The 23810-nt window shown below is 68.0% G+C and carries 25 protein-coding genes and 1 riboswitch; of the genes, 16 read left to right on the forward strand and 9 right to left on the reverse strand.

What is annotated here, in order from left to right; all coding sequences use genetic code 11:
• Positions 1-52: 52 nt before the first annotated feature.
• The 3 genes from PSR88_RS08000 to PSR88_RS08010 are packed head-to-tail and all read right to left on the reverse strand — an operon-like array spanning position 53 to position 2916.
• A complete protein-coding gene (locus PSR88_RS08000; protein WP_011594539.1) occupies positions 53-1477 on the reverse strand; it encodes an NAD(P)(+) transhydrogenase (Re/Si-specific) subunit beta in 1425 nt (474 codons plus the stop codon).
• Positions 1477-1803, reverse strand: a complete 327-nt coding sequence (locus tag PSR88_RS08005) for an NAD(P) transhydrogenase subunit alpha (protein WP_009474267.1) — start codon at positions 1801-1803, stop codon at positions 1477-1479. Before PSR88_RS08005 ends, PSR88_RS08000 begins: the two co-directional genes overlap by 1 nt.
• Positions 1804-2916 (reverse strand): Re/Si-specific NAD(P)(+) transhydrogenase subunit alpha, encoded by a 1113-nt coding sequence (locus tag PSR88_RS08010; protein WP_342338068.1) that lies wholly within the window; start codon positions 2914-2916, stop codon positions 1804-1806. It abuts the gene before it with no gap.
• 269 nt (positions 2917-3185) lie between these two features.
• Here PSR88_RS08010 and PSR88_RS08015 point away from each other — a divergent pair, with 269 nt between their 5' ends.
• Together PSR88_RS08015 and PSR88_RS08020 are read left to right on the forward strand one after the other, a co-directional pair.
• A complete protein-coding gene (locus tag PSR88_RS08015) occupies positions 3186-3587 on the forward strand; it encodes a DUF488 domain-containing protein (RefSeq protein WP_009474269.1) in 402 nt (133 codons plus the stop codon).
• Entirely contained in the window at positions 3584-3748 is a 165-nt protein-coding gene (locus PSR88_RS08020; protein ID WP_016883049.1) for a hypothetical protein, read from the forward strand. The genes PSR88_RS08015 and PSR88_RS08020 overlap by 4 nt, the downstream gene beginning before the upstream one ends.
• Before the next feature lie 11 nt (positions 3749-3759).
• On the opposite strand, the gene PSR88_RS08025 is transcribed toward PSR88_RS08020, so the two are convergent.
• Positions 3760-5301, reverse strand: coding sequence for an AMP-binding protein (locus PSR88_RS08025; protein WP_016883048.1), 1542 nt, complete (start codon positions 5299-5301; stop codon positions 3760-3762).
• Positions 5302-5468: 167 nt separating this feature from the next.
• On the opposite strand from PSR88_RS08025, the gene PSR88_RS08030 reads away from it, so the two are divergent.
• Both PSR88_RS08030 and PSR88_RS08035 read left to right on the forward strand, forming a co-directional pair.
• A complete protein-coding gene (locus tag PSR88_RS08030) occupies positions 5469-6287 on the forward strand; it encodes a maleylpyruvate isomerase family mycothiol-dependent enzyme (protein WP_011594543.1) in 819 nt (272 codons plus the stop codon).
• 5 nt (positions 6288-6292) lie between these two features.
• A complete protein-coding gene (locus tag PSR88_RS08035; protein ID WP_016883047.1) occupies positions 6293-6976 on the forward strand; it encodes a Type 1 glutamine amidotransferase-like domain-containing protein in 684 nt (227 codons plus the stop codon).
• A gap of 29 nt (positions 6977-7005) precedes the next feature.
• On the opposite strand, the gene PSR88_RS08040 is transcribed toward PSR88_RS08035, so the two are convergent.
• The gene (locus tag PSR88_RS08040) at positions 7006-7335 is read right to left on the reverse strand and encodes a hypothetical protein (protein ID WP_016883046.1); all 330 of its coding nucleotides are present in this window, start codon (positions 7333-7335) and stop codon (positions 7006-7008) included.
• A gap of 513 nt (positions 7336-7848) precedes the next feature.
• On the opposite strand from PSR88_RS08040, the gene PSR88_RS08045 reads away from it, so the two are divergent.
• The 6 genes from PSR88_RS08045 (at position 7849) to PSR88_RS08070 (ending at position 13239) form a co-directional block, all read left to right on the forward strand.
• A complete protein-coding gene (locus PSR88_RS08045; RefSeq protein ID WP_016883045.1) occupies positions 7849-9222 on the forward strand; it encodes an FAD-binding oxidoreductase in 1374 nt (457 codons plus the stop codon).
• A gap of 182 nt (positions 9223-9404) precedes the next feature.
• Positions 9405-10523: a DUF4185 domain-containing protein gene (locus tag PSR88_RS08050; RefSeq protein WP_009474276.1), complete on the forward strand. Its 1119-nt coding sequence runs from the start codon at positions 9405-9407 to the stop codon at positions 10521-10523.
• Between the two features lie 65 nt (positions 10524-10588).
• Positions 10589-10864 (forward strand): GNAT family N-acetyltransferase, encoded by a 276-nt coding sequence (locus PSR88_RS08055; RefSeq protein ID WP_016883044.1) that lies wholly within the window; start codon positions 10589-10591, stop codon positions 10862-10864.
• Complete coding sequence (locus tag PSR88_RS08060; RefSeq protein WP_011594548.1) at positions 10848-11390, forward strand: DUF3558 domain-containing protein; 543 nt, start codon at positions 10848-10850, stop codon at positions 11388-11390. The genes PSR88_RS08055 and PSR88_RS08060 overlap by 17 nt, the downstream gene beginning before the upstream one ends.
• Positions 11387-11914 carry a DUF3558 domain-containing protein gene (locus PSR88_RS08065; RefSeq protein WP_016883043.1) on the forward strand — a complete coding sequence of 176 codons (528 nt, stop codon included), beginning with the start codon at positions 11387-11389 and terminating at the stop codon, positions 11912-11914. The genes PSR88_RS08060 and PSR88_RS08065 overlap by 4 nt, the downstream gene beginning before the upstream one ends.
• A gap of 83 nt (positions 11915-11997) precedes the next feature.
• Complete coding sequence (locus tag PSR88_RS08070; RefSeq protein WP_011594550.1) at positions 11998-13239, forward strand: MFS transporter; 1242 nt, start codon at positions 11998-12000, stop codon at positions 13237-13239.
• On the opposite strand, the gene PSR88_RS08075 is transcribed toward PSR88_RS08070, so the two are convergent.
• Positions 13232-14785: a carboxylesterase/lipase family protein gene (locus PSR88_RS08075; RefSeq protein WP_016883042.1), complete on the reverse strand. Its 1554-nt coding sequence runs from the start codon at positions 14783-14785 to the stop codon at positions 13232-13234. The two genes, PSR88_RS08070 and PSR88_RS08075, sit on opposite strands and share 8 nt — an antisense overlap.
• A 112-nt stretch (positions 14786-14897) precedes the next feature.
• Here PSR88_RS08075 and PSR88_RS08080 point away from each other — a divergent pair, with 112 nt between their 5' ends.
• The 5 genes from PSR88_RS08080 (at position 14898) to PSR88_RS08100 (ending at position 19073) form a co-directional block, all read left to right on the forward strand.
• On the forward strand, positions 14898-15575 hold the full coding sequence (locus PSR88_RS08080) for an NUDIX hydrolase (RefSeq protein ID WP_011594552.1): 678 nt from the start codon (positions 14898-14900) through the stop codon (positions 15573-15575).
• 57 nt (positions 15576-15632) lie between these two features.
• Positions 15633-15728, forward strand: a riboswitch (TPP riboswitch).
• Positions 15722-16444, forward strand: coding sequence for a TenA family protein (locus PSR88_RS08085; RefSeq protein ID WP_011594553.1), 723 nt, complete (start codon positions 15722-15724; stop codon positions 16442-16444). Its footprint overlaps the riboswitch before it by 7 nt.
• Positions 16429-17469 carry an ABC transporter substrate-binding protein gene (locus tag PSR88_RS08090; RefSeq protein ID WP_016883041.1) on the forward strand — a complete coding sequence of 347 codons (1041 nt, stop codon included), beginning with the start codon at positions 16429-16431 and terminating at the stop codon, positions 17467-17469. Before PSR88_RS08085 ends, PSR88_RS08090 begins: the two co-directional genes overlap by 16 nt.
• Positions 17447-18268 carry an ABC transporter permease gene (locus tag PSR88_RS08095; protein ID WP_009474284.1) on the forward strand — a complete coding sequence of 274 codons (822 nt, stop codon included), beginning with the start codon at positions 17447-17449 and terminating at the stop codon, positions 18266-18268. Before PSR88_RS08090 ends, PSR88_RS08095 begins: the two co-directional genes overlap by 23 nt.
• Positions 18261-19073: an ABC transporter ATP-binding protein gene (locus tag PSR88_RS08100; protein WP_011594555.1), complete on the forward strand. Its 813-nt coding sequence runs from the start codon at positions 18261-18263 to the stop codon at positions 19071-19073. Before PSR88_RS08095 ends, PSR88_RS08100 begins: the two co-directional genes overlap by 8 nt.
• Positions 19074-19086: 13 nt before the next feature.
• Here the strand turns inward: PSR88_RS08100 and PSR88_RS08105 are convergent, their stop codons facing one another.
• Positions 19087-20448 carry a WS/DGAT/MGAT family O-acyltransferase gene (locus PSR88_RS08105; protein ID WP_011594556.1) on the reverse strand — a complete coding sequence of 454 codons (1362 nt, stop codon included), beginning with the start codon at positions 20446-20448 and terminating at the stop codon, positions 19087-19089.
• A gap of 178 nt (positions 20449-20626) precedes the next feature.
• Here PSR88_RS08105 and PSR88_RS08110 point away from each other — a divergent pair, with 178 nt between their 5' ends.
• The gene (locus tag PSR88_RS08110) at positions 20627-21616 is read left to right on the forward strand and encodes an alpha/beta hydrolase (protein WP_011594557.1); all 990 of its coding nucleotides are present in this window, start codon (positions 20627-20629) and stop codon (positions 21614-21616) included.
• A 21-nt stretch (positions 21617-21637) separates the two neighbouring features.
• Here PSR88_RS08110 and PSR88_RS08115 read toward each other — a convergent pair whose 3' ends face one another.
• Positions 21638-21970 carry a ferredoxin family protein gene (locus PSR88_RS08115; RefSeq protein WP_009474288.1) on the reverse strand — a complete coding sequence of 111 codons (333 nt, stop codon included), beginning with the start codon at positions 21968-21970 and terminating at the stop codon, positions 21638-21640.
• Positions 21967-23544 carry an FAD-binding protein gene (locus PSR88_RS08120; RefSeq protein ID WP_016883039.1) on the reverse strand — a complete coding sequence of 526 codons (1578 nt, stop codon included), beginning with the start codon at positions 23542-23544 and terminating at the stop codon, positions 21967-21969. Before PSR88_RS08120 ends, PSR88_RS08115 begins: the two co-directional genes overlap by 4 nt.
• Positions 23545-23810: the final 266 nt, after the last annotated feature.

A 23810-nucleotide genomic window follows, 5' to 3' on the forward strand; every position in this document is an offset into this window, starting at 1 on the left:
TGCGTGGTCTGCGAGTCTCTGCACTCGTCAACCACGCACGGGCCCGGAGGGCCTACAGGGCCTTGAGTTCCTCGGTGACCTCGGAGACCGACTTCTTCGCATCCCCGAACAGCATGGAGGTGGTGTCGGCGAAGAACAGCGGGTTGTCGATGCCGGCGAACCCGGAATTCATCGACCGTTTGAGCACGATCACCGACTTCGACTGATCCACGTTCAGGATGGGCATCCCGTGGATCGGCGAGGACGGATCGTTGCGGGCGGCGGGGTTGGTGACATCGTTCGCACCGATCACCAGGGTGACATCGGTGCGGGCGAACTCGTCGTTGATGTCGTCCATTTCCTTCATCGCGTCGTACTCGACGTCGGCCTCGGCCAGCAGCACGTTCATGTGCCCGGGCATCCGGCCGGCGACCGGATGAATGGCGTACTTGACCTCGACACCCTTCGACTCGAGCATCTTGGCCATGTCCTTGACCGCGTGCTGGGCCTGCGCGACGGCCAACCCGTAGCCGGGGACCACGATCACCTGGTTGGCGTACGCCATCTGGATCGCCGCATCCGCCGCCGAGGTCGACTTCGCCGTCTTGACGGTGCCGTCCCCGACCGCCGCCGCGACGCCGCCGCCACCGAACCCGCCGGCCACGATCGCCGGGATGGACCGGTTCATCGCCTTCGCCATCAGGTTGGTCAGGATCGAACCCGACGCACCGACGATCATGCCGGCCACGATCATCGCCTGATTATTGAGCGCGAGACCGGCGGCCGCCGCGGACAGACCGGTCAGCGCGTTGAGCAGCGAGATCACCACGGGCATGTCGGCGCCGCCGATCGGCAGCACCACCATCAACCCGAGCACCGCCGCCAGCACCAGCACACCCACGATCCACCACTGCGACGTGGGGCCGGTCGGCTCGATCGCCTTGACCCCGATCGCCACCGCCAACGCGACGGCACCGATCAGCAGCACCGCATTGAGCGGCTGCTGCAACCGGCCGATGCCGATCGGCCGGCCCGGCAACGTTTCCTGCAGCTTGAGGAACGCGATCACCGAACCCCAGAACGAGATCGATCCAATGATCGCCGCGAACAGCGACGCGATGACGATGTGCACCGTCGGCGACTCACCGTGCTGGAACGCGGTGAACCCGTCCGAGTCCAGGAACTCGGCGTACGCGATCAGCGCGACCGTGCCACCACCCACACCGTTGAACAGGGCCACCAGCTGCGGCATCGCGGTCATCTTCGTCCGCAACGCCGGCGGCACACCCAACACCACACCGATCACCAGACCGGCGACGATCAGCACCCAGTTGGAGGTGTCCCGGATCGCGATCAACGTCGCGACCACCGCCACACCCATACCGACCGCGGCGATCTGGTTACCGCGGACCGCGGTCTTCGGGCCGGTCAGACCCATCAGACCGTAGATGAACATCGCGAACGCCACGATGTACAAAACGTTGACCAAATACTCCATTACCGGTCCCCACCCTTCTCAGCAGCAACAGGCGCGGTGGGCTTGGACTTGAACATCGCCAACATCCGGTCGGTGACCACGAAACCACCGACCACGTTGATCGTTCCGAAGACCAGGGCCACGAACAGGATCACCTGCAGCCCCCACGGCGGGTTGTCGACCTTGCCGAGCACCACCAGCGCGCCGAGGACGACGATGCCGTGGATGGCGTTCGTGCCCGACATCAGCGGGGTGTGCAACGTGTTCGGGACCTTGGAGATCACCGCGAACCCCACGAACCCGGACAACACCAGGATCGCGATGTTCGCCAACAATTCGGTGTACATCTAGGACACACCCTCCTCACGGGTGACGCAGGACGCGGCGAGGACCTCGTCCGAGAAATCGGGGGCCAGCGCCCCGTCGACGAGCATCAACTCGAGCAGCGCGGAGATGTTCTTCGAGTACAGCTCCGAGGCGTGCTCGGGCATGCTGGCGGGCAGGTTCAGCGGCGAGCAGATCGTCACCCCGTGTTTGACCACGGTCTGACCGGGCTCGGTGAGCTCGCAGTTACCGCCGGTCTCACCGGCCAGGTCGACCACCACGGAGCCGGGCTTCATGCCCTCCACCGCGGCGGCGGTCACCAACCGCGGTGCCGGACGGCCGGGCACCAGGGCGGTCGTGATGACCACGTCGAAGCCCTTGATCGCGTCCTCGAGCGCCTGCTGCTGCTGCGCCCGCTCCGCCTCGGTCAGCTCGCGGGCGTACCCGCCCTCACCGGCGGCGTCGATCCCCAGATCGAGCCACTGCGCACCGACCGAGCGGACCTGGTCGGCGACCTCCGGGCGCACGTCGTAGCCGGTGGCCCTGCCACCGAGACGCTTCGCCGTGGCCAGGGCCTGCAGGCCGGCGACACCGACCCCGAGCACCAGCACCGTGGCGGGCTTGACGGTGCCCGCGGCGGTGGTGAGCATCGGGAAGAACCGGGTCGACTCCGACGCCGCGAGCAGCACCGACTTGTACCCGGACACGTTCGCCTGCGACGACAACGCGTCCATCACCTGGGCACGGGAAATCCGCGGGATCGCCTCGACCGCGAACGCCTGCACCCCGGCCGCCTTCAGCGCGGCGACCTGATTGTCCTGGTTACGGGGGGCGAGGAACCCGATCAGGGTCTGCCCGGCATGCAACCGGGCCACCTCCTCGTCCGACGGCGGCGCGACCTTCACGATCACGTCCGCCGCCCATGGATCGGCGATGGCGGCTCCTGCCAATTTGTACGACTCGTCCGGGATCAGCGCGCCCAAACCGGCACCCGACTCGACCACCACGTCGACGCCCTTGGCGATCAACGACGCCACGACTTTGGGCACCAACGCGACCCGACGCTCACCGTCGTTCGACTCCCGAACGACGCCGACCGTCGGGCGCGCAGTGGACGCGCTCTGCGATGTATCCATGTATCGACTTCCTGCGGTAGATGGTGTGTGTGCCGCGACGAGCGGCGATCAACCGATGATGAGCGGAAATATTTCCCCCGACTCGACTGAGTTAGCTGATAGTAGCCAGAGAACGCGTGACGTAGGGAACAGAGAAGTCTGTGGGTAGGCGTCTGAATCGAGTCCGAACAGTCGTTCTCACAGATCTTTCTGCTCGTTTGTGAACCCGGTCACAGGGTGTTTGGTCGTAGTCTGACGGTAGACAGCCGCACGGAAGCGGAGGTTCGGCCATGAGCACACCGAAGGAACGGAACGCGGAGGACGTCACCGCGGATCCGCCGGTCGTCGTCGAGCGGGTGTACGACCATCCGACCGAGGGCGACGGACTGCGGCTGTTCGTGGACCGGCTGTGGCCGCGGGGCCTCCGCAGGGACGCGTTCCATTTCGACGACTGGGCCAAGGACCTCGCTCCGTCGACGGAGTTGCGTCACTGGTACTCGCACGACGTCGCCGCGTTCAGCGAGTTCCGCGAGCGGTACGTCCACGAACTCGATTCGCCGACCGGCCGGAAGGCCGTCGCGCGGGTGCAGGAACTCGCGCAGGGGCGGCCGATCGTTCTCCTGACCGCGACGAAGGACGTCAGCCACAGTCACGCCGAGGTACTTGCCGAATACATGCTGGATCGGTTGTGACCGCCTACCGCGACGACGCCGCGCCCGTCACCGAGCCGGACGACGACCTCGGCGGCGACCCCGTCTGCTGGCTCGACCGCGTGTGCCCCGACTGCGGGTTGTTCCTCACCGATCACACCGCGGGCACCTGCCCGCGCTGCGGGGCGGCGCGCGGCAGGTGACGTGCGGGAGTTCAGCCGGCGTTCAGGTACCGGGCACGGAGTTTGTGCTTGACGAGTTTGCCCGTGGGTGTGCGCGGCAGGTCGTCGGAGAAGTCGATGCTGCGCGGCGCCTTGAAGTGACTCACCCGGTCGCGCACGTAGTCGAGTAATTCGCGGGCGACGGCATCGGACGGCTCCACCCCCTCGACGAGTTGCACGACGGCTTTGACCTGTTCGCCCATCTCCTCGTCGGGCACGCCGATCACCGCGACGTCGAACACCTTGGGATGCATGGTGAGAACGTTTTCCGACTCCTGCGGGTAGATGTTCACCCCACCCGAGATGATCATGAACGCGGCGCGGTCGGTGAGGTAGAGGAAGCGGTCGGAGTCGATGTACCCGATGTCGCCGCTCGTGGTCCACGTCGGATGGTCGGGGTGCGTCGCGGATTCGGTCTTGACCGGGTCGTTGTGATACTCGAACGGCCGTTCCTCCCTCTCCCAGTAGACGGTCCCGATGTCACCGACGGGCACGTCCGCACCGTTGTCGTCGCAGATGTGCACGATGCCCATGACCCCGTCGTGGCCGACCGATCCCGGCTTCGCGAGGGCCTGGGCGCTGTCGATGAACGTGGCACCGGCCCCTTCGGTGGATGCGTAGTACTCGTGGATCACCGGGCCCCACCACTCGATCATCGAACGTTTCACGTCGGGCGGGCACGGCGCCGCCGCGTGGATCGCCACCTTCAGACTCGACACGTCGAACTTGTCGCGAACGTCCTTGGGCAGCTTCAGCATCCGGACGAACATCGTCGGGACCCACTGGCTGTGGGTCACCCGGTACTCCTCGACGAGCCGCAGCGCCTCCTCGGCGTCGAAGCGGTCCATCAGGACGATCGTGCCGCCGACGGAGGTGATGGTGCCGCAGAAGCGCAGCGGCGCTGCGTGATACAGGGGTGCGGGGCACAGATAGACGGTGTCGGAATCGAATCCGTACATCGGGGCGAACACGGCGGTGTACGGATCCATCGTGGTGTCCACCTCGCCCTCCGGGAGAGCGGGTTTGATCCCCTTGGGCCTGCCGGTGGTGCCCGACGAGTACAGCATGTCCTGCCCGCGGGGCTGCGAATCGAGCGGTTCGGCCGACTGCGCCGCCACGGCGTCGTCGTAGCTGTCGAATCCGTCGAGTTCGCCGCCGTACACGAGACGGTGACGGATGCGGGGCAGCTGATTCTCCTCGCGCGGCACGGCGCCGCCCGCGTCGGCGGAAACGATGAGCACCTCGGCTCCGCAGTCGTCCACGACGTAGCCGGCTTCCTCCGGGGTGAGATGCCAGTTCACCACGGTGATGTACAGCCCCGATCGCAGCGCTGCCCAGTACACCTCGAGAACCCGGAGGTCGTTGCTCGACACGAGCGCCAGGTGGTCGCCGACCTTCAGGCCGAGCGAACGCAGGTGCCGTGCGAGGCGGGTGGACCGCTCGTCCAGCTCCCGGTAGGTCAGCTGCTCCCCCGTCGAGGGACGAATGACAGCGGGCTTGTCCGGGGTGGTCGCCACGAAGTTTCCAGGGAACATCCGCACTCCTTTTGTTAATGGAGATTCTCACCACGGGTCTACCACACCGGACCCGGGACGGGGAGGTCTTCGACGCCGTCACCGGCGCATTCGTCCGCCCGCGGCGAAAACGCTCGGACGCTCCGGCGGGAGGTCCTACAGTTGAGGCAAAAGGAGGCGTACGACCCGTGAATGCCCTGCAGAAGGAACCGATCCTCGACGCATTGTTCGAGGAATGGGACGTACTCGACGACGTGCTGTCCACGTTGTCCGGCGACGCGTGGTTCACGCCCACCGCGCTCCCGGGCTGGACCGTCCACGACGTGACCGCGCATCTCATCGGCACGGAGTCGCTCCTTGCCGGAATCTCCGCACCGCACACCAGTATCGACGTCCGCTGCCTCGCGCACGTGCGCAACGAGATCGGTGCGTTCAACGAAGAGTGGGTCGAGGGCCTGCGGGGGTGCTCCGGCCCCGAAATGCTCGAGCGCTTCCGGGTGATCGTGGCCCGCAGGCGGTCGGAGCTGAGCGAGATGACCGACGAGGCGTTCGAGGCCGAGACCACCACACCGGTCGGTCAGGCGCCCTACCTCCGGTTCATGCGCATCCGCGTGTTCGACTGCTGGATGCACGAGCTCGACCTGCGCGACGCCCTCGCGCTGCCCGGCGACGAGGGCGGCCTGCGCGGGGAGACGGCGTTCGAGGAGATCGCGGGCGCTGTCGCGTTCCTCGTCGGCAAGCGCGGCAAGGCCCCGGACGGGTCGAGGATCACCCTGGAGCTGACGGGACCGCTTGCGCGGAACATTCACGTCGCCGTCGACGGCAGAGCCGCGGTGGTCGACGCACTGCCGTCCGAGGCCACCGCGACCGTGACTCTCGACTCCCGGCTGTTCACCCGGTTGGCGGGCGGCCGGACGACGGCGGCCGATCACCGCGACGAGATCGCGTTGAGCGGCGACACCGCCGTGGGCAAGAGGATCGTCGACAACCTCGCGTTCACGATCTGACCGCGGTGCGCCTGTTCCTGTCCTCGTATCGGTTCGGCGCGGATCCCGCGCCGCTGCTCTCGCTCGTCGGCAACCCGGGGCGCGTGGGGGTGATCGCCGCGGCCGCGGACGCGTGGCCGCGGACGGCGCGGACGTCCGCGGTCGTGAGTGACGTGATGCCGCTGACGCGGCTGGGCTTCACCCCGGAAGAGGTGGATCTGCGCGACTACATCGGCAGCGACGGACAGGCGCGGTCGGCCGCGCTGAGGGAGCGGCTGGAGGGGTTCGGCATGCTGTGGGTGCGCGGTGGGAACACGTTCGTGTTGCGCGCGCAGATGGCCCGGAGCGGGGCGGACCGGGTGATCCCGGAACTACTGCTGAGCGATTCGCTGGTGTACGCCGGCTACAGCGCGGGGGCGTGTGTGATCACTCCGACGCTGCACGGTCTCGACTCCTCCGATGACCCGGCGGAGGTGGTCGCAACCTGCGGCATGGAGCCGCTCTGGGACGGCCTGGGCGTGGTGGGCTTCGCGATCGTGCCGCATCACCCGCCTGCGGAGCTTCCAGGGGCCGAAGACGCCGTGCCCTTGGAGGACGCGGCAGCCGTTCGGCGCACTGTCACCGCTTTGAGGCTCGCCGGCATCGAGTACCGCACCTTGACGGACGATCAGGCGATCGTCGTGAACGGAGATCGAACCGAACTCGTGTGACGACGGCGAGCCCTGCGGCGGGAAGGCCTTCAGCCGAAGACGGCGACCGGCACGGACGGAGTGAACGGGGCGACGCGGTCGAGTGCGGCCCAGGTGACCTCGCAGCGCTTGGCGGTGACTTCGTCCGCGTCGGCGAGGAGCGTGTTCAGGAGGGCCTTCGGGTTCAGGCGCCATTCCTGCACCATGCACCGAACTTCCTCGTTGGTGAACAATCCCGAACCGGCCAGTGCGAAGATCCATTCGTCGAACTCGCCACGGTGGATCTGTTCGATGGAATCGTAGTCGATGCCACCGTCCAGGAACTCGTACGAGAACATCGCGGAGATGTAGCTGCTGGGATCTCGGTGGAGTGCATTCATCGGTGCGGGTCCTTCCAGGGTCGGTGCGGCAAAACCCGGCCCCAACCGTGTTCTAGCTCACATTTCGTGAGAATCTCCGTTTGGGTGTAACGCCTCGCCGGTGTTTGACGATGCAAGACGCTAACCCGTAGAAGTGAGTTTTTGCATTGCCTGGTCGATACGATCCGGTAACAGAGTGACGAATGTGACCTGTGTTACACCCGATTTGTCCGGGTCCTCACGGTTCACGGGACGCCCCTACCTGCATTTTCTCCTCCGGACCGACGTGCATACCCCATCGCCGGAACCCCGGAAAAAATTCACCCCTCTGATCCCACATCGTGAGACTCCTACGCGTAAGTAACTAACAGATGGACTATTGGGGTGTCGCTTCTGCACCGAACGTCCAGGTTGGAGCGATATCCGAACAATCGGGTCGGAATCGGTTCAGTTGGACGTCTGACCAATTCGAGGACACCTGCGGCCCGCTGGGTTACCGTCGGGGCGCCCGACACCCGCATTTCAGGAGTCACGATGACGGTCACCGACGACGCACTCGCGACGCTCGCCGCCGCGCTCCCCCAGGGGTGCCTCGTCACCGATCCGGACATCCTGGTCTCCTATCGCCAGGACTGGGCGCGCGACCCCGACGCCGTCCGCCCCCTCGCCGTCGCCCGCCCCGCGACCACCGAGGACGTCCAGGTGGTGATGCGCTGGGCGACCGAGCACCGGGTCCCCGTGATCCCGCGCGGTGCGGGATCCGGGCTCAGCGGCGGCGCCACCGCCGTAGCGGGGTGCGTCGTGGTCAGCACCGAGCGCATGCGCCGGATCGAGGTGGACCCGGTGACACGGATCGCCGTCGTCGAACCGGGACTGCTCAACGCGGAGGTCAAGGCCGCCGCCGCCGAGCACGGACTCTGGTACCCACCGGATCCGTCGTCGTTCGAGATGTGTTCGATCGGCGGCAACGTCGCGACCAACGCCGGCGGGCTGTGCTGCGTCAAGTACGGCGTCACCACCGACTACGTCCTCGCGCTGCGCGTGGTCCTCGCGGACGGGACGGACGTGCGCCTGGGCGGGCCGCGTCTGAAGGACGTGGCCGGCCTGTCGCTGACCAAGCTGTTCGTCGGGAGCGAGGGAACCCTCGGCATCGTCACGGAGGCGACGCTGAGGCTGATCCCGGCCCAGCCGCCGTCGAGCACCCTCGTCGCGTCGTTCGCCTCCGTCCAGGCCGCCGCCGACACGGTGCTGGCCATCACCCGCACGCTGCGGCCGTCGATGCTCGAGTTCATGGATCGCGCCTCGATCGGCGCCGTCGAGGACGCGCTGAAGATGGGCCTGGACCGGACGGCGGAGGCGATGCTCATCGCCCGCTCGGACGCGCCCGGTGCGATTGCGGCCGAAGAGATTTCCGTGATGGCGGACGCGTGCACGGCGAACGGCGCATCCGAGGTGTTCACCACCGACGACCCCGAGGAGGGCGAAGCCTTCGCCGCGGCAAGACGATTCGCGATCCCCGCGGTCGAGAGACTCGGCAGCCTGCTCCTCGAGGACGTCGGGGTCCCACTCCCGAAACTGCCTGCGCTGGTGGAGGGAATCGCTGCCATCTCCCGCGAGCGTGACGTGATGGTGGCGGTGATCGCGCACGCGGGCGACGGAAACACGCACCCGCTCATCGTGTTCGACCCTGAGGACGCCGCGATGGCCGAGCGTGCTCACCTCGCCTTCGGCGAGATCATGGACCTCGCAATCTCTCTCGGCGGCACGATCACCGGCGAGCACGGCGTCGGCCGGCTGAAGAAGGCCTGGCTGCCCGACCAGTTGGGCGAGGACGTCATGGAATTGACGCATCGAATCAAGAACGCACTGGACCCGCTGGGGATCCTCAACCCCGGAGCGATTCTGTAGCTACGCCGGCGGGATGCGAGACCCAATGGTTACCCAAGGGACTGGTGTGGCAGGTGAGGTATTGCTAGCGTGACCGGACCCGACTCGATTCCTCGCAGAGAGGTGCGCTCGTGACCAGACTCCGCCGTGTCGCCTCCCTGGCGATGCCCGCCTTACTTGCTTCTACCTGCACGTTTTTCACGATGACGCCCCCCGTCGCGACGGCGGCGCCGTGCCTCGGCGGAACCGGCAGCCTCGGATCGAGCGGCTCCAACCAGGGCATCAACCCCATTCCCTGGCTCAACGGAAGCGACGGTCGCCTTCCCGAGTTGCGTGGCAAAACTCAGGCTATCGCGCACATCACCGGACCGCGCAGCTCCAACGACACGATCGGCAGGTTCCGGGTGCTCGGCACCGACCTCGGCATCATGTGGGACAACGGCGGCGGTGAGATCCTCACCGCGTTCGGTGACACCGTCGGGCTGAGCGACAACCCGCTGTGCGGTCTGGTCGGCGACTGGCGCAGCAACATCCTGTTGCGCAGCTCCGACAAGGACCTCACCGACGGGATGCGCATCGACAATTCCCCGGTCGATACCCCGAACCATTCCAAGGAGATCATCCAGAGCAAGAAGATCCCGGGTGTGGAGCAGACCGTCATCCCCACCACCGGCATCTCGGTCGGCGAGGGTCCCGGCGCGACGCAGTACATCAACTACATGTCCGTGCGGAGCTGGGGTGCCCCCGGCGAGTGGGACACCAACGCGTCCGGCATCGCGTACTCCGTGGACAACGGCGAGAACTGGGTCACCGATCCCCTGACGCTGCGGCCCAACGTGCCCGGCACGGGCGCCGAGAACTTCCAGATGGGCTCGTACGTCAAGCACGACGGGTTCGTCTACGGGTTCGGCACGCCGTCGGGTCGTTCCGGCGACGCCCGGTTGTCGCGGGTGAAGGAAGCGGACATCCGGAACCTCACGTTGTACGAGTACTGGGACGGCAAGGCGTGGGCGAAGGCCAACGCCACCGTCGCCGCACCCGTCATACCCGGACCCGTCAGCGAGTTGTCGGTGCAGTTCAACCAGTACCTCGGTCAGTTCGTGGCGATGTACACCGATGCCGGCAATTCGGTGGTCATGCGCCGGTCCGACCACCTCGAATCCGGCTGGAGCGAACCCGAGGTACTGGTGAGCAGCCGGGACGTGCCCGAGCTGTACGGCGCGTACATGCACCCGTGGTCGCAGGGATCCGATCTGTATTTCCTGGCCACCACCTGGTCGGACTACAACGTCATGCTGCTGCGCACCAACCTCGCGGACTGACGGTAATCTGCGAGTGACAGCGTGCGCGGGCCAGCGCGCACGCCACACGAGCAGAGGAGCGGTCTGTGGCGGCCACGGTGGAGCACGACGTGTCGGAATCCCGGTTCGAGATCTACCTCGACGGCCAGCTGGCCGGATACGCCGACTATTTCGAGCGGAACGGTGCCCGCGACTTCCACCACACCGTCACGTACCCCCAGTTCCGCGGTCAGGGTCTGGCCTCGGAAGTGGTGAAGGCCGCCCTCGACGACACGAAGGCCAGCGGGCTCACCGTGATTCCGTCGTGCTCGTACGTCGAGAAGTACATCGCCGAGAATCCGAGCTATGCGGAGCTCGTCTGATCCGGTCCGCCTGACCGTCCGCGCGTCGTGTCTGGTCGCCGCGGCGGTCGTGCTGGCCGGCTGCGGTGCCGGCGACGGTTCCGAGACCGATCCGGCGGTGTCCACCCAGACCACGGCGGTGGCCGCGCAGCCCGGCGCGTTCGTGGGTGAATGCGGATCGCTGACCGACGCGGAGGTGTACGAGCGCGCCGGGATCACCGCGCTCACCCCGGTGTCGCGCAACGGCATCAAGTGCCGGTGGGAAGCGGACGGCGGCGAACGGTACGTGATGTTCACCTGGTACCGCGGCAGCCCCATCGACCGGGAGCGGTCGGTGGCCAAGGGCATCGGTCACGAGGTCCACGACCTCGAGATCGCCGGGCACCGCGGGTTCTCCTCGCAGAACGTCGGATTCTGCGAGGTCGCGCTCGGCACGGGTTCCGACTTCGTGCACTGGCTGGTCCGCTACGGCACGGCCACCGCACCCTCCGATCCGTGCGCGGCCCCCACCGCGCTCGGCCGGCTGACGTTGGAGAAGGTCAAGTGAGCGCCGGCCGCCGGGTCGCCGCGGCGCTGGCGTCGGCGATGATCCTGGCCGGCTGCGGCACCTCCGTCACCGGTAGTCCCCTGCCCGAGGGCGCCGCAACCACCGACGGCGGCGGCTCGCCGCAGTTCGACAAACTCCTCCGCGAGTGCGACGCCGTCCCCAACGACAAGATCGCGGAGACCCTCCACGGCGCCGGCATCGACCAGTACTTCTTCGGCGCGGTGTGCATGTGGACGGTGTCGTCCGCCGCCGGTTCGATCGACGTCACGTTCGGCTGGTTCGAGAACAACTCGCTGCAACGCGAGCGGAGTGTGGCGGATGGGCTGGGCTACCAGGTGGAAACAACGTCGATCGCGGGCACGTCGGCGTTCAGCGCCCGGCGTCCGGGTGATTCGGCGACGTGCGGGATCACCGCCGCCTACTCGGGCGTCATCACCTGGTGGGTGCAGCAGCGGTCGGGCACCGGCGACCCGTGCGACGGAGCGCGTACCCTCGCCGAACTGACCCTGCAACGCAACCAGTAGCGGCCGAAATTCGCTCGCGGTGGCCCCGACCTCGCTGTTAGCGTCGAAGGACTACCGATCGAGCCGACCAGAGGACCCTTGCCGTGACCGCCACCGAGACGGCTGTGACTCGCCGGTTCGGGCCCCTGATCCTCCTGAACCTCGCGACGCTGTTCTCGTCCACCGGCAACGGCATCGCGATCGTCGTGCTGCCCTGGCTCGTGCTCGAGAGGACAGGTCGCGCGTCCGACGCCGCGATCGTCGCGGGCGCGGCCACCCTTCCGCTGCTGGTGTCGAGCCTGTTCGCGGGCACGTTCGTCGACCTGTTCGGACGTCGTCGCACGTCGATGATCTCCGACTGCCTGTCCGCCCTGTCCGTGGCGGCCATCCCGGTGATCGCGAACACGACGGGCCTCACCGTCACGGTGATCGCCGTCCTCGCCGCGATCGGCGCCGCGTTCGATCCGGCCGGAATTGCGGCGCGGGAGTCGATGCTGCCGGCCGCCACGAAGTCCGCGGGCTGGTCACTCGACCGGATGAACAGCCTCTACGAGGCCAACTACAACGTGGCGTATCTCGTCGGACCGGGCATCGGCGGTGTCCTCATCGCGACGGTGGGTGCGGTGAACACGTTGTGGGTCACCGCCGTCGGCTTCGTGCTGTCCGTGGTGACCATCGCGTTCCTGCGACTGGAGAACGCCGGCAGACCCGACACCTCCACGCGCCCGACGTCCATCTGGCACGGCACGCTCGAGGGCCTGAAGTTCGTGTGGCACAACCGGCTCCTGCGCACGATCGCTCTCGTCGACATGGCGGTGGTCGCGCTGTACATGCCCGTCGAGTCGGTGGTGTTCCCGGTGTACTTCACCGAACTCGACAAGCCCGCGCAACTGGGTTCGGTGCTGATGGCACTCAGTATCGGCGGTGTGGTGGGTGCCCTCGCGTACGGACCGCTCGCGCCGTACGTGTCGCGCAGGATGCTGATGGTGGTGGCGGTGACGGTGCTGGGCGCGGCCATGGTCGCGATGGCGTTCCTGCCGCCGCTGTGGGCGATTCTGGCGCTGGCCCTCCTCCAGGGTCTCGTGTTCGGTCCGGTCGGCCCGATCGCCAACTACGCCATGCAAACTCGCAGTCCGGAGCACATGCGGGGGCGCGTCACCGGGGTCATGACGTCCACCGCGTACGCCGCGGGTCCGCTGGGTTACCTGCTGGCCGGTCCGCTCCTCGACAAGTGGGGAATTCAGCCGACGTTCTTCGTGCTCGCGATCCCGGTCCTGATCATCGGGCTGGCCTGCTTCGCGCTGCCCGTTCTGAAGGAACTGGACGACAAGGTGCCCGTCAGTTGAAGCCCATGACGTCGTTGCCCCAGGCGATCCGCATCTCGTGGTCGGGGTCCTTCACGAGGGTGTCCGCGCCGTCGATCAGCAACGTCGAGCGCTTCTCCTCGTCGTAGGGGGCCCAGTGTTTGGACCCGTCCAGCGCGGCGGGGACACCGTGCCGCGCGAACGCGAGCCACCGGCGCTGGATCCGGCCCGACACCTCGAGCGCCGTCTTCCGGCCGCCGAGCCAGAACGTCGGGTCGATGTTGAGGGTGTCGAAATTGCCGAAGACGTACGGGAGTTCGGTGGCGTGGCCGGCTCCGATGCGCGCGGCCTTGAGCATCGGCGTGGCCTGATCGAACCGGTACATCCAGGTCGGCGAGTGCCTGCTGTGGGCGTCGGCCACCCACAGGGCGGGCATCCGGAACGCGGCGTCCCGCGACATCGCGAGCGCGCCCTTCGGCTTTCCGCGGTCCGGGTACGCCGACAGGATGTCGGCGAGGCGGGCGGCGGGCAGTTCGGGGTGATCGGCCGCGATCGCCCTCAGCATCTCCTGCACCGAATCCGACGTGACCGGCAGCAGAGGCGATTTCATGAACTTGAAGATCGACGACTCGTCCTTGTTGGAACCGATGATGAGAGGGATGCGGTGGGAGTGGCCCTTCTGGAACGCGGCCACCGGATAGCGGGGCAGGAAGTCGCGGTCCACCACGGGCGCCATGGCGAGCGTGCCCGGAATCCTCGTCGGCACCTCGTTGACGAGTGTGTCGCTGGCCTCTATCACCGTGCGGTACGGAAGGTGCAGCAGTGTGTCGATCTGCGCGGGTTCCACCTCGAGGATGTCGAGGAACTGTTTCGCGACGGTGGCCGCCCGCTCGCTCCCGTAGACCGACGTGGCGGGCGGGCTCTGGGCGATCGCGCGGTGGAAGAGCCCCTCCGCGCTCGGACACGTCATCAGCGTGGTGATCGATCCAGCCCCGGACGACTCCCCGAACACCGTCACCTCGTCCGGGTCACCGCCGAACGACGCGATGTTGTCGCGCACCCATTCGAGGGCCGCGACCTGGTCACGCAGCCCGCAGTTGGTCTCGAACACCCGCTCGGCCGTCGAGAACGACGACAGGTCGACGAAGCCGAGCGCTCCCACCCGGTAGTTGAACGAGACCAGCACGACGTCGCCGAGAGTAGACAGGATGCGCCCGTTGTAGATGCCCTGAGCTGCTGTTCCCAGGCAGTAGGCACCGCCGTGGATCCACACCATCACCGGCCGCGGGGTGCCGTCGGGTCTCGGGGCCCAGACGTTGACGGACAGGCAGTCCTCGTCCATCTCGAGTCCGGCATCGATGGGGACGGCGGTGCCGTGCCCCTGCGGCGCCATCGGGCCGAAGTCGACGCAGTCGCGCACACCGTCCCACGGTGTGGGCGGGGCCGGGGCGCGGAACCGCAGATCGCCGACGGGGGCCGCGGCGAACGGAATGCCCTTCCACGCGTAGACGTCGCCCTCGGGGTAGCCACGCACCTCACCGTCCCGGGCGCGGACGACGAGCGTGTCGCCGGACTTGTCGACCTCCACGGACGAATCTCCTCACGCAGCACGTTCCGGGAATCTCTCGCCAAACTACCAACGATGAGTAGGCAGTACCGATCGAACGCGACATAGATCAACAGTGCGCTAACATTCCCGCGTGGCCGCATGGACCGATTCCGGGGGCAAGAGCCTCCTCGACTACCCGCGCCCGTCCGTGGCGGTCGACGTCGCCGTCCTCACCGTCGACGGCCCGGAACTGAAAGTTCTTGTGGTTCCGGATCGTTCGGGCCGGCTCGCCCTCCCCGGCACGTTTCTCCACGAGGGTGAGCGACTGCGGGACGCCGCCGAGCGGTGCCTGCGGATCAAGGCCGGCCTGACGGGCACCGAATTCCATCAGCTGGCGATGCTGGACGATCCCGGCCGCGACGATCGCGGGTGGGTGCTGTCGATGACGCACGGCGCCGCGCTGCCCCGCACGGCGCTCCCCCGCGACACGATGTTGATCACCGTCGACGACGACCGGGTTACGCAGGACCTGGCGTTCGACCACGCGGACGGCGTCACCCTCGCCGTCGCCGACCTGAGAGAGCGATACGCGCGGGCCGTCGACCCGTCCGGCCTGGCCGGCGACACGTTCACGGTGCTCGAACTCCGCCGGGTGTACGAGGTGGTGTTCGGGCGTCCCCTGCCGAAGGACTCGTTCCGCCGGCACCTGATGCCGGCCCTCGAGAACACCGGTGACATGGCCGTCGTCGGGACCGGCCGGCCCGCGGAGATCTACCGGCGCGGACCCGCACCCCTTCCGCCGAGCGCGGCCGCGTTCCTCGCCGGCTGAGCCCCTCCACCGACCCGGGCCTTTCCGCCCGCGGCAGGGCCGGTGCTAGGGTCGGCTTGTTCTGACACGGGGTGCTCCGCACGGGCGGGGCTGAGAACACACCCGGGAACCTGCTCAGGTAATGCTGACGAAGGGATGTCAACGTTGTGAATAGCTCTGTCCAAGATGCTGCCGGCGCCGGCCAGCACGCCCGATTCACGGACCACTTGTGGGACCGGACCAAGGTGCTGCGCGAGGCGATCGACGAACTCGAGTTCCTGCGCCGCCTCGGCGACGGAACGCTGCCGCTGGACGTGTTCCGCACGTACATCGAGCAGGATTTCCTGTACCTGACCGGGTACGCGAAGGCCCTCTCACTGGTGGCCGCGCACGCGCCGGGCCCGGTCGAGGCCGGCTTCTGGGCGGGTTCGGCCGCCGAGGCCGCCACGGTCGAGGCCACGCTGCACCAGAATCTGCTGACCAGCGGACAACTCCCCGAGTCGGACGTGGAGCCGCTGCATTCGCCGGCCTGCCTCGGGTACATCTCCTACCTGACGGCCGTCGCCGCCACCGAGCCGTACGCGGTGGCCGCCGCGGCGGTGCTGCCCTGCTTCTGGATCTACGCCGACGTCGGGCACCGGCTCGCGGCGAGCGCCCGCGAGGTGCTTTCCGCCGACCCGTCGCACCCGTACGCACAGTGGGTGACCACCTACGACGCGGAGGAGTTCCACGCCGCCGTCGCGAGGGCCCGCGAACTCGTGGATGCCGCGGCCGAGGCCGCGACCGACGCCCAGCGCGAGGCGATGACGGAGGCGTTCGTGATCGCCAGCCGCTACGAACTCATGTTCTGGGACACCGCTCTCAACAAGCAGGAATGGCCGGCGTCGTGACACTCTTCTCTCGTACCAAGCGCGCTGCCACCGCAGCCATCGTCCTGGTCTCCGCCCTGTCGCTGCTCACCGGTTGCGCCGGTGACTCGCAGTCCGGCGACACCATCCGGTTCGCACTCGACTGGACACCGAACACCAACCACACCGGCCTGTTCGTCGCCCAGCAGGAAGGCTGGTTCGCGGACGCCGGCCTCGATGTGCAGGTGCTGCCCTACAACGACACCTCGCCCGACACCCTGGTCGACGCCGGTAACGCGGAGTTCGGGGTGAGCTTCCAGAGTTCCGCGACGTTCTCGAAGGCCGCGGGCGCACAGACCACGTCGGTGATGGCTCCGCTGCAGCACTGGGCGACGGGCATCGCGGTGAAGGCGGATCGCGCCGACATCACCCGCCCCCGGGATCTGGACGGCAAGATCTACGCCGGGTTCGCGGATCCGGACGGCGAGGAGACGCTGAAGCAGATCATCCGGAACGACGGCGGCAAGGGCGAATTCACCACCGTCACGCTCGGCACCTCGGCGTACGAGGCCGTGTACTCCGGCACCGCCGACTTCACCGTCTCGTTCTTCGGCTGGGAGGGCATCGAGGCCGAGCACCAGGGCACCCCGATGCGCTACTTCCACTACACCGACTACGGCTTCCCGGATGCGTACGCGCTCGTCATCGAGGGCAACGAGCAATGGATGGCCGACCATCCCGAGCAGGCCCGCAAGTTCGTCCAGGCCCTGCAGCGCGGATACCAGTTCGCCGCCGACCGGCCGGACGAGGCCGCGCAGATCCTGATCGACGCCAACCCCGGCGCCTTCACCGACGAGTCCCTCGTGCGGGAGAGCCAGCAGATGCTGTCCTCCGAGTACATGAAGGACAGTTCCGGCAAGGTCGGGACCCAGACGGCCGAGCAGTGGGCGGGGTACTCCGGTTTCCTGTTCAAGCACGGCCTGCTCACCGGCCCCGACGGGGCACCGCTGACCACGGAACCCGACTGGTCGACGTATTTCACCAATGAGTACCTCACTCAGCCCTGACCCGAGTCTGCGCACTACGGCCCCGGGCACCTCCCCGCTGCTGCGGCGGGTGCTGCCCGCGGTCGTGGTCGTGGCACTGCTGGTCGTCGCGTGGCAGGTGTACGTGACGGTCAGCGATATCCGGCCGCAGGTGCTGCCGTCGCCGCTGCGGGTGGTCCAGCAGGGTTGGCGGGCGCGGGACGCCATCTCCGGTCACGCCTCCGCGACACTGCAGGTGACGCTGATCGGGTTCGCCGTCTCCCTGCTCTTCGCGTGGGCCCTCGCGGTGCTCGTGGACTTCTCCCCGTGGCTGCGACGCGCGTTCGTTCCACTGTTCGTCGTGTCGCAGACGCTGCCGATCATCGCGATCGCGCCGCTGATGATCATCTGGTTCGGATTCGGTCTGCTGCCGAAGATTCTCGTGATCGCCCTCGCCACGTTCTTCCCGATGACGATCGGACTGATCGAGGGTTTCGCCGCGGCCGACCGGGAGGCGGGCGCGTTGTTGCGCAGCATGGGCGCCTCACGGTGGCAGGAATTCCGCTACGTGCGGCTTCCGTCGGCGATCCCCCGGTTCTTCACCGCCCTGCGCATCGGCATCACGTACGCCGTGGTGGGTGCCGTGTTCGCCGAATACGTCGGGGCCACGTCCGGTCTCGGCATCTACATGGCGACGCAGAAGAACTCCTTCCGCACCGACCTCGTGCTGGCGGCGGTGCTCGTGACCGCCGTGATCAGCGTCAGCCTCTACCTGCTCACCTTCGCGGTCGAGCGTGTCGTCGCCCCGTGGATCAAGAACGAGAGGGCCCGGCATGAGTGAGACCGCGCGCGTCGCACTGTCCGGTCTGAGCAAGGGATTCCCGGTCCGCGGCGGCATCCGGCCCGTCCTCGACGACGTCTCGTTCACCGTCGAACCGGGTGAGTTCGTGTCGGTGATCGGCCCCAGCGGGTGCGGGAAGAGCACCGCGTTCTCCATGCTCGCCGGTCTCGACCAACCCGACTCCGGCACCGTCACGATCGGCGGCGAACCGGTGCGTCCCGCGGGGAGAGGCCCCGCGAAATGCGCGTACATGCCGCAGAAGGACCTGCTGTTCCCGTGGCGCACCGTCCTCGACAACACCACCCTCGGACTCGAGGTGCAGGGCGTGCCCCGGAAACAGGCGCGGGACAAGGCCCGGGAATTATTCTCCGTGTTCGGTCTCGGCGGGTTCGAGGACGCCCGTCCCAGCCAGCTGTCCGGCGGAATGCGACAACGGGCCGCGATGCTGCGGACCGTCGTCCAGGACCGTCCGGTGCTGCTGCTCGACGAGCCGTTCGGCGCCCTGGATTCGTTGACCCGCACCGAGATGCAGACCTGGCTGCAGGATGTGTGGCAGCGCTACCGGTGGACCGTCCTGATGATCACCCACGACATCCGGGAGGCCGTCTACCTGTCGGACCGGGTGGTCGTGCTGTCCGCGCGGCCCGCCACCGTGCGGCGCGAGGTGACGGTGGGCCTGCCCCGTCCCCGCGAACTGTCGATGATGACGTCGCCCGAGTTCGCGGACGTCGAACACGAACTGCTCGGGGTGCTCCACGAGGAGTCGCGGCGGGCACTCGTCGAGCAGGAGTCGGCCCGGCACTGAAACAGGCCGCGCCTCAGAGCAATGCCGCCTCGAGCTCACCCAGAGCAGTCTCGAGATAGAAGAGGATGCGCTGCAGGCTCGGCACCGACCGACGGCACCCGATGACACCGAAATCGAGGTTGCCGCCGTTCGTGGTGAGCGTGATGTTGAGTGCCTGCCCGTCCAGCACCACCGACGTCGGGTAGATGCCGTCCAGCCGGGACCCGTTCCAGTACATGGTCTTCCGCGGTCCCGGGACGTTGGAGATGATCACGTTGAACGGCGGCGGCGTGAAGCGGACGAACCCCGGCACCGGTGTCAGAGCGATCGGCGACATGTTGACCGCGGACCACGCCAGCGCCTGCATCGAGGTGAGGCTGCCGAACAGCTCCTTCCCCTGGGACATGGAGGCGGAGATCGCCGTCAGGCGCTCGGCCGGGTCGTCGACGTCCGTCGCCAGGTTGCACAACGTGACCCCCACCGCGTTGCCGCCGGCGTCGGCCTGCTGCTCGTCGCGCAGCGACACCGGAACCATCGCGATCAGCGGCTCGTCGGGCAGCGCGTTCTGTTCCTCCAGATACCCCCGCAACGCCCCGGCGCACATGGCCATCACGACGTCGTTGACACTGACCCCCGCCACCTTCCGGACGGCGTGGACGCGTTCGAGCGGCCAGGACTGCGCGGCGAACCGGCGCGCGCCACCGATCGGGACGTTCAGCATGGTGCGGGGCGCCTCGTACGGAAACCTCATGTCGTGCTGCCCCATCGCGGTGCGGGCGATGCGCAGCGACGCAGGCGCGAGACCGGCCACCTCACCGACCGTGCGGCGGACCCCGTTCATCACCGACCAGAGGTCGGGGGCGGGGGCGGCACCGTTGGCCGACGCCCTGCGCGGCAGGTTCCACGGCGGCGGTGCGTCACGCACGTCCGGGTCGGTCGACAGCGTCCGCATCAGCAGCCGCAAACCGGAGACCCCGTCCATCAGCGAGTGGTGCAGCTTGGTGTAGATCGCGAACCGGCCGTCGCTGAGACCCTCGATCAGATACATCTCCCACAGCGGGCGATGACGGTCCAGGAGCGTGCCGTGCAACCGGGACGTCAGCGTCAGCAGTTCCCGGACCCGATACGGGGCCGGCAGCGCCGAATGACGCACGTGGTATTCGAGATCGACGTCCGACTCGTCGGCCCACCACAGGTTCCCGAGACTGCCGACGGGGCCCGCAGGTTTCTTCCGAAAGGCGGGGTCGACGTCCGTGTGCTCGAGCAATGTTTCGTGCATCGACTTCACGTAGTCGGGGCCGGCATCCTCCGGCGGTGTGAACAATTCGAGCGATCCCACGTGCATCGGATGCTCTCGCGATTCGCCGAGAAGGAATATCGAATCGGTAACCGGCATGATCCCCACCTGGACGTTCACCCCCGCTCGGTCACTATCCCATTACGACTTCCGTCTGGATGCTACGTCGGGCGTAGCGTCCGTGCGACCAACTTCGATGTAGACCGTACGGCGCAAAGAGGTGGAAAACCTAAAGGAAGCAAGTCGACGGGCACCGAGGCCGGATCGGAGGCAGGCAATGAGCACTGCGACTTACGAATTCTGCCCGTCACCCCTCCCGGTGACGCGGCGGGAGTTCGCCGGAGCCAGCCTGCAGTCGACGGCCCTCGCCCACACACTCCGACGCACGGTCCGGCCGTTCCTGGACGGGTGGGCGCGCTACCCCGAACTGCCGTGGCCCACGGGAGTCGTCGACCTGTTCGGGTACTCGCTCGGTCCCATCCGCGGAACCGTGCGCAGGCCCATCCGGCTGCCGCACTGCCGCGCCGAATGGATCCGGCCGCCGGGTGAGCTCGGCGACCGGGCGATCCTCTACCTCCACGGCGGGGCGTTCCTGTGCTGCGGGATCAACTCCCACCGCCAGATGGTGTCCCGGATCTCGGCGGAGTCGCAGGCGTCGACGCTGAACGTCGCGTACCGGATGATCCCGCGGAATCCCATCCGGGCGGCCGTCGAGGACGGTGTCGACGGGTACCGGTGGCTGCTCTCGCACGGCTACACCGCAGACCGGATCGTCATCGCCGGCGACTCGGCGGGCGGGTTCCTGACGTTCATGGTGACGCTCGAAGCGCTGCGCCAGGGGTTGCCGCGTCCCGCCGCCGACGTCGCGCTGTCGCCGCTGACCGACCTCGATCCGGTGAACAAGCTGGCCCATCCCAACGCCGACCTCTGCGCTGTCTTCCCCAAACGCGCGGTCGGTGCCCTGTCCAGGCTGATCGAAAGGCTGGACACCAGGGGCGGGCACGAGCCGTCCACGTCACCCGTGGACGGCTCCCTCGCCGCCATGCCGCCGGCGCTGATCCAGACCGGCTCGCAGGAAATGGTCTACGTCGACGCGGAACTGATGTCCGAGCGGCTGTCCCAGGCGGGTGTGCCGTGCGAACTGCAGGTGTGGGAACGGCAGGTGCACGTCTTCCAGGCCGCCGCCGGACTGCTCCCCGAGGGCACCCGCGCCATCCGCGAGATCGGCCGGTTCATCCGCAAGGCCACACCCGTGAGTACTTCTTAACCGTCCGCGGTTAAGAAGTACTCACGGGGTAAAGAGGTGATTCCGGTCGAGCGTGGACCCCGGCGTGCGACGGCCACCCCACCCGATCACGGCGCGGTAGGCGCCGAGCGCCCCGGACTCCGCCAAACCCTCGGCGTCGGTGTGCGTCGAGTCCTCGGGAACCGGGGTGTCGAACGGCGCGACATACAGCGCGTCGGTCGGACAGTTCGCTTCACACATGAAGCATGTCTGACAGTCCTCCTGATGCGCGACGACGGGAACCCCGTCCGTGCCGCGGCGGAAGACGTCCGTCGGGCAGACCTTGATGCAGATGTCGCACTGCACGCAGCGGTCGGCGACGACGACCTCGATCACGACGCGACCGTCCGGGCCTCGGCGGTTCCGTGTTCCGGCCGCACCCACACCTCGCCCAGTCCGCCCGACAGCAGTCGACGGGTCTGCGCCGGATCGGTGTCGGGCAGGTCGGTGCGCACGTGCATTCCCCTGGTCTCGGTCCGCGCCAGCGCGGAGTGCGTCGACCACCGCGCGACGGCGAGCATCGCGGTGGCCGAACGTGCCTGCAGCAGCTCCCGTTCGGTGCCGCCGAGCAGATCGGCGGCACCCGACCAGGCCTCGTCGAGGGCGGTCACGCTGTCCTGCAGGCTCGTCGCGCTGCGCCGGTAGCTGCGTCGCAGCGGCAGGGTGTGCTCCTGCACCAGTCCGACGATGGAGCGCGACGCCTGCCGGCGGGCCGACGGTCCGCGCAGTCCCGCCGCGCCCGCGCCGCGCACCCTGTCGGGGACGGGACGCGTCCGCGCGAACCGGGCGGCACCCGCGCCGGCCCACGTCCCCGAGGAGATGGCCCACGCCCCGTTGTGGCTGCCGCCGCCGCTGCGACCGCCGGTGATGAGCTCCCGGGTTGCCGCGTCGCCCGCCACGAACAGGCCGGGAACGTCGCTGGCGCAGTCGGTGCCGGCGACCCGGATGCCGCCGGTTCCGCGCACCGTACCCTCCAATACGGCTCGCACGGGATACTTCTGCGTGAACGGGTCGATGCCCGCCTTGTCCAGCGGCAGAAAGTAGTTCGGTTGCGAGGTGCGCATGGCTGCGCGAATGTCGGGTCTGGCCCGGTCCAGTCGCGCATACACGGGGCGGCCGGCGGCGAGGTGCGCCATCGCGGCGCCGCGTGCGGAGAAGCCGCCGTCGCCCAGCGTCCGACCGTCCGCGTCGTAGTAGGTGGCGAACTGCATCATCAAACCCTTGGTGTGGCCACTCCACGCCGGTGCCAGCGCGTAGGCCGTCGAGAATTCCATGCCCGAGAACGATGCCCCGACCTCGGCGGCCATCAGCAGTCCGTCGCCGGTGTCGACGTTCGTCCCGAAGCTTCCGGACAGGAAGGCGCAGCCGCCGGTCGCGACGACCACTGCCCCGGCGCGCACCGACCACGGCGCGTATCCGTTCTGCCGTTGCAGACCCGCGGCACCGGACACGACGCCGTCACCGGTGGTGAGCAGTTCCAGGGCGGGGCTGTGGTCGAGGATGGTGACCCCGGCGCGGTGCACGCGCCTGCGCATCCGGCGCATGTACTCCGGCCCCTGCAGGCTGGTGCGCACCTCCCGGCCGTCGTCGCCGGACGGAAACCGGTAGCCGGCGCCTGCCAGTTCGTCCACCCGGTGGTGGGTCTCCTCGAGGACCCGGTACATCCAGGCCGGCTCCGACAGCCTGCCGCCGTCCTCGAAGCGAGCCTGCACCGACCGTTCGCGTGCCGGCCCGGGCGGGACATTCCACAGGTTGTTGCCGCCCGACGCGGTGGGACCGCTGGTGCCGCAGTACCCCTTGTCGGCGAGGACGACCCGCGCGCCGTCCCGGGCCGCCGCCAGTGCCGCCCACGTTCCGGCGGGTCCGCCGCCGAGGACGAGGACGTCGGCGTCGATCTCGAGCCGGCTCACGAAGCGAACAGCATCGCCGACGCGACGACGGCCGCCCCGGTTCGTTCGGACAGCGGGCGGCGGAACAACCAGTCGAGTAGAGACATCGTTACCCCCGGTCGGAGCGGTATGGACACCGCTCGATCGTCGGCTGACCGGCTCGTCCGAACAAGGGTTCTCGTCAGCGTGCGCCGAACCCCGGCAACCATCCAGCGAACCCGCCCCGACGACTTACCTTCCGGACACATGCGGCAGCAGGCGGCACCGCCCTCTATGGTGGACGCATT

The sequence above is a fragment of the Rhodococcus sp. DK176 genome (assembly GCF_038447315.2).
GTDB lineage: Bacteria > Actinomycetota > Actinomycetes > Mycobacteriales > Mycobacteriaceae > Rhodococcus_F > Rhodococcus_F jostii_A.